General features: G+C 34.9%; 7 protein-coding genes and 3 pseudogenes. 3 read left to right on the top strand and 7 right to left on the bottom strand.

Annotation, left to right across the window (positions count from 1 at the left end):
* Positions 1-282: pseudogene (locus ABY905_RS09705) on the top strand (hypothetical protein); the annotation flags it as partial.
* A 92-nt stretch (positions 283-374) separates the two neighbouring features.
* Here the strand turns inward: ABY905_RS09705 and ABY905_RS09700 are convergent.
* The 5 genes and pseudogenes from ABY905_RS09700 to ABY905_RS09680 form a co-directional block, all read right to left on the bottom strand.
* Positions 375-2,297 carry a PAS domain S-box protein gene (locus tag ABY905_RS09700; protein WP_372643039.1) on the bottom strand — a complete coding sequence of 641 codons (1,923 nt, stop codon included), beginning with the start codon at positions 2,295-2,297 and terminating at the stop codon, positions 375-377.
* Between the two features lie 15 nt (positions 2,298-2,312).
* A pseudogene (locus ABY905_RS09695) lies at positions 2,313-2,573 on the bottom strand (PAS domain-containing protein); the annotation flags it as partial.
* A gap of 15 nt (positions 2,574-2,588) precedes the next feature.
* A complete protein-coding gene (locus ABY905_RS09690; RefSeq protein ID WP_372643037.1) occupies positions 2,589-3,158 on the bottom strand; it encodes a hypothetical protein in 570 nt (189 codons plus the stop codon).
* A gap of 424 nt (positions 3,159-3,582) precedes the next feature.
* Complete coding sequence (locus tag ABY905_RS09685; protein ID WP_372643034.1) at positions 3,583-4,896, bottom strand: hypothetical protein; 1,314 nt, start codon at positions 4,894-4,896, stop codon at positions 3,583-3,585.
* A complete protein-coding gene (locus ABY905_RS09680; RefSeq protein WP_372643031.1) occupies positions 4,890-5,453 on the bottom strand; it encodes an RNA polymerase sigma factor in 564 nt (187 codons plus the stop codon). The genes ABY905_RS09685 and ABY905_RS09680 overlap by 7 nt, the downstream gene beginning before the upstream one ends.
* A gap of 395 nt (positions 5,454-5,848) precedes the next feature.
* On the opposite strand from ABY905_RS09680, the gene ABY905_RS09675 reads away from it, so the two are divergent.
* On the top strand, positions 5,849-6,559 hold the full coding sequence (locus ABY905_RS09675; RefSeq protein ID WP_372643028.1) for a hypothetical protein: 711 nt from the start codon (positions 5,849-5,851) through the stop codon (positions 6,557-6,559).
* Positions 6,560-6,758: 199 nt separating this feature from the next.
* Here the strand turns inward: ABY905_RS09675 and ABY905_RS09670 are convergent, their stop codons facing one another.
* Positions 6,759-8,618 carry a DEAD/DEAH box helicase gene (locus tag ABY905_RS09670; RefSeq protein WP_372643025.1) on the bottom strand — a complete coding sequence of 620 codons (1,860 nt, stop codon included), beginning with the start codon at positions 8,616-8,618 and terminating at the stop codon, positions 6,759-6,761.
* A 300-nt stretch (positions 8,619-8,918) separates the two neighbouring features.
* Positions 8,919-9,308: a hypothetical protein gene (locus ABY905_RS09665; RefSeq protein ID WP_372643023.1), complete on the bottom strand. Its 390-nt coding sequence runs from the start codon at positions 9,306-9,308 to the stop codon at positions 8,919-8,921.
* A 419-nt stretch (positions 9,309-9,727) separates the two neighbouring features.
* Here ABY905_RS09665 and ABY905_RS09660 point away from each other — a divergent pair.
* Positions 9,728-10,203, top strand: a pseudogene (locus tag ABY905_RS09660) (hypothetical protein); the annotation flags it as partial.

Here is a 10,203-nt window from a genome sequence, read left to right as displayed (position 1 = left end):
CTTGCGCCAAGTATCACGACAAAAACGGATTATAAAAATAAGAATATTAAAAACCTAAAATTTATTGATTTTACGATAAAAGATAATTTATCAGGCATTAAATCATACCATGGTGAAATTGATAATAAGTGGGTATTATTCGAATTTGATAAAAAGGAAGACCGCTTGTTCTATACTTTCGATAAAAGCAGATTGCCAGGCAACAAGAAACATCAGCTGAAATTGATTGTGAAGGATGCTGTGGGTAATATTGAAAGTTACACCTGCCATTTTACTTGGTGAAAAATTCAATAAAACAGCTATGTTATTCGACGAACTATTCAAACCAGAAGAGACTGACAGTTCTCTTCTGATTTATGCATGCTTTTTTCAGTTTAGACTCCTAATTTTTCTTCCAAATAAGAGTGTATAACACGATATAAAGCTTCAACATTTATGGGTTTTGAAATATAGTCATCACTTCCAACTGCCAGAGCTTTTTCTTTTTCTTCTAAATTTATGTTAGATATAAAGGTAATCACAGGGAAATCTGGATTCATTAATTTAATCGCTTTAATCGCTTCTATTCCATCCATCACAGGCATACGAATATCCATTAAAACAAGGTCAATTTCCTTGTGCTTTTCAAAAAACTTAACAGCCTCAAGTCCATTCACAGCATGTATCACATTGGCATTCGTGGGGCGCAATATTTTCCTGATAAGTTCAAAATTTATATAATCATCTTCAGCCACCAAAATCGTTTTCCCCACCCAGTTTATACTCAGGATATTCTGTTTACTTAATCTCTGACTGGATTCCTGCACCTTACAGGGCAGAGCAAAGGAAAACGTACTTCCTTTATCAAAAACCGAATTTACTACTATAGAACCTCCTAATAATTTAGAAAGGCTCTGACTGATAGATAAACCGATACCAGTTCCATCAATTTTTCTGGAATAAGAATCGTTTATTTGTCTGAAGGGAGCAAATATGACTTTCTGATCTTCTGATTTAATACCAATACCTGTATCCTTAATTTCAAATCTTATTACGGAATTACCATCCTCGACATCGGGATAACAGTCAAACTTAACTTGACCATGATTCGTATATCTCAAAGCATTTTTCAAGATGTGAACTAAAATCTGTTTCAACTTATGTTGATCCGTCTGAATTTTAAGACTCGTCATATTAGGATGAAGACTATAAACCAAATCAAGTTCCTGTTTTCCAATCCTCAGCTGTTCTTTTTTTATAAGACCCCATATATCCGATAAAAGTGGAGCTATTTCAAAGCATTCATTTTTGATTGTAATTTGACCAGATTCTATCAGTGTGAGACTAAACATATCCTCGAACATTTCAAGCAAACGGTGTCCACTTTTATTAATTATTTTAGCAAAGTCAATCATTTCCACCTCCGAAATATTTTCTTTGTAAAGATCTGAAAAACCAATTATAGCATTCAGTGGTGTTCTCAACTCATGAGACATGGTTGCCAGGAAAGCTGATTTTAGACGATCACTTTCTTCCGCTTTTTCTTTAGCTCGAATAAGTTCTAGCTCAGCCTTCTTTTGCTCAGTAATATTTACAACGGCACCTTCATAACGAATAATTTCACCTTTGGTGTTTTTTACCGCCCGTGCGCCTTCATTTACATATATAATATTCTCATCCTTCGTTAACCAAGCCGATTCAAAACCTGTAACTTCACCATTCTCATCTAATATCTTTTTAAACTCGTCTCTTTTCTTATCATCAACATAGCTTCTTTGTGACAAATCTCTTTCGTGAAGTTCTTCGAAAGAGTCATAGCCCAACATTTTTATAATAGCCGGATTTACCAACAGAATCTCACCTTCGGGTGTCGTTTGATACAGACCCATTGTAGAATTTCGGAATAATCCAGAAAAAAGCTCTTTACTTTCAATCAACTCCCTTTCAATCTTTTTCCAGCCAGAAATATCTCTTATTGATACAATTTCTGCATGATTTCCCATCCAAACTATTTTAGATATGATAATATCTATAGGAATTTCAAATCCTCCTTTATTTCGAATATGAGTTTCAAAAACACGGCTTTCTTGACCTTGTCTAGAACCATTTTTGATGTCCTTAAGGAATTGAGTATACTGTTTGTAAAGTGTTAATTCCCGAAAATTGATATTCTTTAACTCATCTATAGAATAACCGGAAATTTCAATGGCTCTATTGTTGGCATACAGGTAATTCCCCTCTAAATCGTTAACAACCATACCATCAAAAGTATTATCAGCGAGAACCTTCAAAGCTTCTTCTCTCTCCGTAAGAGCGATAGAGGCTAACTTTCTTTCCGAAATATCGGTATGTGTTCCAAGAACTCTAAGTGCTTTCCCCTCATTAGTCCAACTTATTACTTTCCCTCTGGCTAGTATCCATTTATAAGAACCGTCTTTACACAAAACACGGTGCTCACTCCTATAAAAAGTTTTTTGGTTGTCTAAAAGTGCATTTAAATCAGAATACACATGATCTTTATCTTCGGGGTGAACTCTTTGATTCCACTCATCGAAAGAATTTCCAATTTCATTGTCTTCATAACCAAGCATCGCTTTCCACTGAGTTGATTAGAAAACCCTGTTGGTATGAGCATTCCAATCCCAAATACCATCTCGAGCACCCTCAAAGGCAAAACTTAAACGTTCTTCATTCCTTTTAATCTGATCACCCTCTAACTCCCTCTTGATCAGATGTGATTCGAGAAACGCAGTCTCAATAATCTGTGCAGCCTTTGTTGCAATAATTTGCAGGACTAATTCAACCGTTCTCTCATCTACTCTTAGACTTTTATAAATAATGCCTATAAAACCCAAAGAATCACCATTGGCTCGTATCAACGGTATGCTAATGCAATTTTCAGCTTCTGAGGATTTCAATCTATTGTCATGTGGAAATAAATTCTCAACATCGGTATTACCAAGATCTGGCTTATTACCCCCTTGATAATAACAAGCTATTCTTTCAACAGCATTCGGATTTGCTTCAGAATAGGTATCGACAAAAACACAGTCCGCATCAAGCAAATCGCCTGCAAATTGGACAAAACTGTCGATACTCCGCTTCTCTTGATTCGTTTCAACCTCTCTGGAAATAAACGTAATCGTCTTTTCTATTAATTTCAACCTAAACTCATCCATTCTAACCCTACTTTTCAACCTCTATTTTACGAATAAATATTAGGAAAACCTCAACTTCAAACACCTCCTATTAGGTTTATTGTCAGTCGAATATTTACATTCCTTCGACTTATAAACCTTAAAAACCTTTTCTAAAAGACTTAAAAAAAGAGATGCGAAAATACAACTGAATTCAGTCAGAATACATGACTAAAATCATTATTAATTCCTTAAACTATTTATGAGAACAAACCTAGAAAGCAAGGATTTATAGACAGTAAACAAAAGAATGATTATTTTTTTGAATTGGCTCTCAAAAAGACGCTATGGAGCTATGGGTAGATCAGTATAAGAGACATACTAATTGGATTAGTCAACAATTTACATCTTACTTTTTTTAGCAGGCAACCAATATAACCAAACTAGAGTAAACTGTCGTTCTAAACTAGAACTTGTATCGAATACCTGAGCTCAAACCAATTGAGTATGGCTTGTAATTAAAATCAGAATCCTTATTTATAGAATTTAAATAATACTTAAAGGCTGGTTCCATTGAAAGACTAAATTTAGAACTTAATTGGTATTCCAGACCTAAACTAAAGCTTGTACTAAAGTTTGAAGAACGAATACCTGATGTTTCCCCTAAAGTCTCTCTTGTATTTTTATTGTAGACTCTATTGCCAATCATCAAGTTAGTACTTAATCCTCCACTAAGATGCAATCCAAACTTTTTATCCAAAAGTGAGTATCTTAAAATAAAAGGTATTTCAATTGCTTCAAAACTCTGAACCATATCAGGAGAAGAACTTAAACTCCTAGCAAAGGGCTCATTGGGATTGTGCCCTTCAGTACTTCCCTTCATAACTATTCTACCCGCAGAAGACTCAATAATTGGATCAAAATCAACTTGCTTGGTTAAATTATTATTAAAAACAGCACTTTCTAATATTGGGTTACTACCTGCCAATTGCTGTCCGAACTTATTATAGATAATACCCGTTTGAATAGCCAGCTTTTTCCCAGTTTGCCAATTCAACTTTACCCCACCTCCAACACTGAGCAAGCCATTTTCAGATTTACTGCCCGCTTTTTCGCCTTTGTACGAAGAATATGATGACGAAACCTGACCTAAAATTGACCATTCTTTCTTTTTACCCTCAACCTTATCGAACTGATTTAGCATACTGAGATTACGAGCAATGATCAATGAATCGTGTAATAATACAGTAGTTAAAACTATTCTTTCCTTGATAATTGGGTAAGAAAGGTTCATCGTCAAAGTCGAATTACCGATGACATTCTCTCTCAACTTTGGGAGAACCATTTGCATACTCAGCTCCCTCTTTTGAATAACATTACTTGAATGATGGCTATTTACAGGCAAATTTGTACTTCTTTGAAATTTTGGTTTATAGTCAGATTGAATTACTGCATCGGCAAGCTGTCCTACTTCATTGTCAGTAGCCACAGATTCTATTTTCACATTCTCTAAATTTGAATTAGTCTTAATTTCAGCCAACGATTTTTCCTGATATACTTTAACATCTTGCTGAAATAATAAACTATCAGAAAGTGTAAACAATAAGGCTAAAGAGGCAGCTGCTGCTAAAGAGATAAAAATCACTGCGGCACGCCTCTTCCTTCTTCCAAGCTTAACATCTGCATTAATCTTGCTCCAAAGCTCAGGCCTTGGCTGCACCGACAGATCTTTAAGTCCATCAGAGAATATCTTGTCAATATGTCCTTTATCTCTTAGCATATTCTCAAGTTGCTTTTATGATCCTGTTCGTCCCAATATTCCAATAATTTCCCTTTTAAGATGCCTCTGGCTCTTGCCAAATTCGATTTAGACGTTCCAACCGTGATTTGCATTATTTCAGCGATTTCGTTGTGAGGGTAACCATCCAAAACATACAAACTAAAAACCATTCTATAACGTTCTGGTAAATCTTGAATCATCTTCAATAGGACTTCTAAGGATGCATCTTTCACATCCAAATCTTCTTCTTCTTCCACTTCATCAAATTCCTCAACGGGATGAAGTTGTGCTTTATTTCTAAATCGTTCCAATGCTGTATTTACGACAACTCTGCGCATCCACCCTTCAAAAGATCCCTCAAATCGAAAAGACTTCAAACTATGAAAGATCTTAATAAAACCATCGTGCAGGATATCCTCAGCTTCATCGTAAGATTTCGCGTACCTCAAACACACCCCCATCATTTTGGGCGCATATTCAACATAGAGGCTTTCCTGCGCTTTGGATTTACCTTTAATTGAATCCTTAATTATTCGCTCGAGTTTTTTATCCTTCAAGTTTAATTTTGTCTTAGGTATCCGAATTCAATTACAAGTAGTAAAAAGATTCATTTGGTTGCGTCAAAATTAACTCTTTTTTACTCTTTCTAAACAATCTTCTGAAACAGAATTTATAAACACTTTTTTGTAGTTACGGATATTTTTAAGTTCCATTAAGAAAAAAATCCACATTCGAAAAAAATCGTAGATATGGCTCAACTTTTTCATAAAGCTTAACGCAACCATTTCAAAAAGTAACATCTCTATGGTGAGATACAAAAAGAAATCTCAATGCTTAGAACTAAGACTAAGAAGGTGAACATGGCCATAAATCCCCTTCTATAATTAGAAAAATCAGATTAAGAAACAAGAGGTGTAGATTATATAATCTATATCAAACAAATTAGAAAAAAATGAAAAGTAAATTTATTTTAGGACTAGGAATCTCTTTAGGAGTTTTATCAGCTTGTGAGAAAAATGATAATTTTGACGTGAAATTTGATGCCGTAGGGGACATCTATGTACGTTGCCAGAAGATCGATAATGAAATCAAATACGCTCCAGTTTATATTGCATACAGTAATATATACATGTCGGAAGCTGAGGTAGCTTTTTCCGATCATAAGAGCCCTGTAATCACTCTAATTAAAGTTGGCGAAAACGCAGTAAGATTTACTTCAACTCCTGCAGTAGACGATTACAGCACTAATGATATCAACAATGGTGATTACGAATTCAATTTAGTTTCAACAGAATCTGATAGCCTTAAAGTAACAGATAAGCTTTTGGAAGAAAGAATAGATCCTATCGAAATTACAAAATTCGATTACGATGCTGAAAAACACGAAATTGATATAGCTTGGAATATGGTTGAAAACAGAGACATATACCATATTACGATCGCAACAGAAATTGATGGACGAACAGTTTTTAGCTCTGAAAGATTAAATGAGAACAAATTAATACTAAAAGAAACCTCATTAGGATGGGATTCAAATTACACCATGAAAGCTGGAACCACTTATACGGTAAGTGTAAGTGCTTACAAATTTGAGAATTCGAACCAACAAAGTGGCTATCACATCAATCAAGAAAGTGTTGAATACCGTGAAATTGAATGGTAATCCAATCATAATCTTATAAGTGAATCACAACACACATCATATTCCGACTAACTAATTTATTTTAGAGATGAGCATCAAGAATTCATTTAGAACTTCTTGGTGCTCTTTTTTTTATTGAATTTTAAATTAAATAGCAAAATTACAAGTAAAAAGAAAGGGAGCCATTGGCTCCCTTTCTATATATTATATGATTAACGAATTAATCTCTTCTTCTACGATCAGATGATCTTGCACCTTCAGGTTTACTTCTTCTATCTCTAGAATCGTCACTTCTGAAACGAGATCTATCGCCGCCGCCAGATCCACCACGTGATCTACCTGCACTAGATCCACCACGAGATCCACCACCTGAATATCCACCGCGAGATCCACCACGAGATCCACCACTTGAATATCCACGAGATCTATCACCACCACGAGGACTTCTCTCCTCAGTATCTGTAGTTTCTGGACGATCACCTGAAACCTCAATACGAATTGCTCTTCCGCCTACTTCAGCGCCAGCAAATCCTTTGATAATTTCCTCGGTGAAAGCTTTATCAACATCAAAGAATGAAAATACACCTTTAAGGTCAACTCGTCCAACATTCTTACCACGAACACCACATTGCTTATGAATCAAAGTCAATAAGCTAGGAACATCAACGCCGTCTTTTCTACCAATATTGATAAACAAACGATCCTCAGTACTAACCTCACCATCATTCTGGCGAACGCGTTTCTGAGTAGATGATCTCATATTTAAATCCTGAGCATTCTTATAATAATCCCAGAATCTATTAAATTCCAAAGAAACCATACGTTTCACAAGCTCATCACGATCAAGATCTTTCAACTCTTCGTGAATAGCTGGCAAGAATTGCGCAATTGCTTCTTCTTCAACATTAACATCCTTAACACGGTGCATGAAATTTAAAAGCTGACGTTCACAAACTTCTGCTCCTCCAGGAATTTTAACCTGAGCAAATTCCATTTTTAAACGACGAGATAGATCTTTAATCTTTCTCTCATCACGAGGTGTAACTAAAGCAATTGAGATCCCTTTTTTTCCTGCGCGAGCAGTACGTCCCGAACGGTGAGTATAATATTCTAACTCATCAGGAAGGTTATAATGCAATACGTGTGTTAAATCGTCAACATCGATACCACGAGCAGCAACATCAGTAGCTACAAGTAATTGTAATGATTTCGTTTTGAAACTACGCATTACTCTGTCACGCTGAACCTGAGATAAATCTCCATGAATAGCATCGGCATTGTAACCATCTTTCATCAGCAATTCCGATACTTCTTGAGTTTCCTTACGTGTACGACAGAAAACAATACCATAGATATCAGGATAAAAATCGACAATGCGTTTTAACACAGTATAACGATCTCTATTGTTCATCAAATAATACTGATGCTCAATATTTGTATTAGTAGTATTAGCCCCACCAACTGTTACCTCTACAGGATCAGTCATGTAGTTCTTAGAGATTCGACGAACCTCACTAGACATAGTTGCTGAGAATAACCAGGTAAGCTTTTTGTCAGATGTCGTAGAAAGGATGGCATCGATATCTTCCTTAAATCCCATATTCAACATCTCATCAGCCTCATCAAGAATCACATATTCTACTTTTGATAAGTTGATAGCTTTACGTCGAATTAAATCTAATAAACGACCTGGAGTTGCAACAACAACGTGTGCACCTCTTTTGATTTTTCTAATCTGATCGTCAATACTTGCTCCACCGTAAACATTAACGACATTCAAGTTCAAAATCTTTTTAGAGAATGTTTTAAGATCATCAGCAATCTGAATACCTAATTCACGTGTTGGAGATAGAATAAGAGCCTGTGGGATCTTCTCATCTGGCTCAATTAATTGTAACAATGGCAGACCGAATGCTGCCGTTTTCCCTGTTCCCGTCTGTGCTAGACCTACAAAATCGCTTCTTCCTTCTAAAAGAACTGGAATTGCTTTTTCCTGAATAGCTGTTGGAGTTACGAAGCCTAATTCTGTAATAGCTTCTAAAATTGGTTTGGATAAACCTAAGTTTTCAAATGAATTCATTCGAATGATTTAATTGTGACATGGCATGATGCCCCCTGTCACACTAAAATTTTCAATTCAAATAATGAATGAAACCCCTGACAAAAGAACGTCTACCAAATAATTTATGAAGCCGCAAAGGTAACCATTAATAACTTAAAATACCATTTTTTTTAATTTTACTTCATCAAAGGCATGCAGCGCTGACTAATGTACTCTTTTTTAAGAGAATATCTAAATTTAGATTTGATATATAAACCTAATCAAGAAAGAACAATCGTTTGAAATCGATTTATAAATATTTTATTAAACTCAGAAAATTTATTTCACTAGCATGAAAACCACTTCTGACTTTATGATTGAAGGAAGAATAATATGTCTTAATTCAAGACTTTTTAGCCAAGGTTCAATCTCTTTTTCTTTTAAGCTATACAAGATTTCTCTGAACTCATCAATTTGATCGTCGTTAAAGTCGTTCTCCTCAAAATTTCTATAAGCATCCAATTCCTCATCCTCATAATAGATGATTTCTTCGGACATTTTATTTAGTAAATCTGTCTCACAAACTTCGTGAGCCCCACAACATTCTTCAAGAGGTTCACTAGCAGTTTCCTCTTCCCCATTTTTCTTAGGAAACAACAACTTGCTTATATAAGTTAGAAGCAAAGTTAAAACGGCTCCAGCCAATAGAACTAACAATAATACTTTCATGATGCAAAACTAGATATTAGATATTAATAAATCAAGATATACAGATGAGTTATTTTTAGTATTCCTGTGATTTAAAATTTTGTGCAATATAAAACCTGATCCCAGCCAACAAAAATGAAAGATCCACTAATGCTACCACAAACGTTTTCAATGAATTAAAACTTGCTTTTTTCTACAAACTAAGACGTTTACTATTTGTTTTCCTCTATTTTTTCACCATATTTGTTTCACCAAAAAAGAAACTATGAACTCAGCATTGACCACATATATGAATCAAACGACAGGCACATCTATTATGATGCCCTGCCCCACGTGTGGAATAATGTGAAGCTTTTAATATAAAAATATTTTAACGAAGCCTGCAGATTATTCTGCAGGCTTTTTTTATGCCCTAAAAACCCATTCAATAATATAATCATATGAGAATCTTAAAATTTGGAGGAAGTTCAGTTGCCCAAGCAGAAAGCCTCAAGAAAGTGCAGCAAATAGTTAGTCATATCGACAGAATTGAACCTACAATTATTGTGGTTTCAGCTCTAAGTGGTGTTACCGACTTGCTTTCTAATTGTTTAAATCAGGCCTGTCTTCAAGATCAAACCTATAAAAGTAGCGTAGAAAATTTATATCACCGACACTTATATCTTTCACAAGAACTAAAAATTGACAGCAGTATAGAAAAGTGGTTGGAAGAAAAATTTAAAGATCTATCAAATCTATTAGAAGGTATTTTTATTCTTCAAGATATCCCCGAAAAAGTGAAATGTCGGGTACTCGGACTAGGCGAAGAACTTTCATCAGAACTTATTACTTGTTATTTTCAACAATCAGATCTGAATGCTAAACATTACGACTCAAGAGAATACATAAAAACAATTGACAATAAGGGGATACTCCT

This window comes from Ancylomarina sp. (assembly GCF_041555295.1).
In the GTDB taxonomy this organism is placed as follows: Bacteria; Bacteroidota; Bacteroidia; order Bacteroidales; family Marinifilaceae; genus Ancylomarina.
The sequence above is the reverse complement of the archived record's forward strand: the minus strand, read 5'-3'. Positions and strand labels throughout refer to the sequence as shown.

Bases quoted from the DNA above. Each gene is read 5' to 3' on its own strand.
- ABY905_RS09675 (WP_372643028.1), top strand. From the start codon at position 5,849: ATGAAAAGTAAATTTATTTTAGGACTAGGAATCTCTTTAGGAGTTTTA.
- ABY905_RS09690 (WP_372643037.1), bottom strand. From the start codon at position 3,158: ATGGATGAGTTTAGGTTGAAATTAATAGAAAAGACGATTACGTTTATT.
- ABY905_RS09685 (WP_372643034.1), bottom strand. From the start codon at position 4,896: ATGCTAAGAGATAAAGGACATATTGACAAGATATTCTCTGATGGACTT.
- ABY905_RS09670 (WP_372643025.1), bottom strand. From the start codon at position 8,618: ATGAATTCATTTGAAAACTTAGGTTTATCCAAACCAATTTTAGAAGCT.
- ABY905_RS09665 (WP_372643023.1), bottom strand. From the start codon at position 9,308: ATGAAAGTATTATTGTTAGTTCTATTGGCTGGAGCCGTTTTAACTTTG.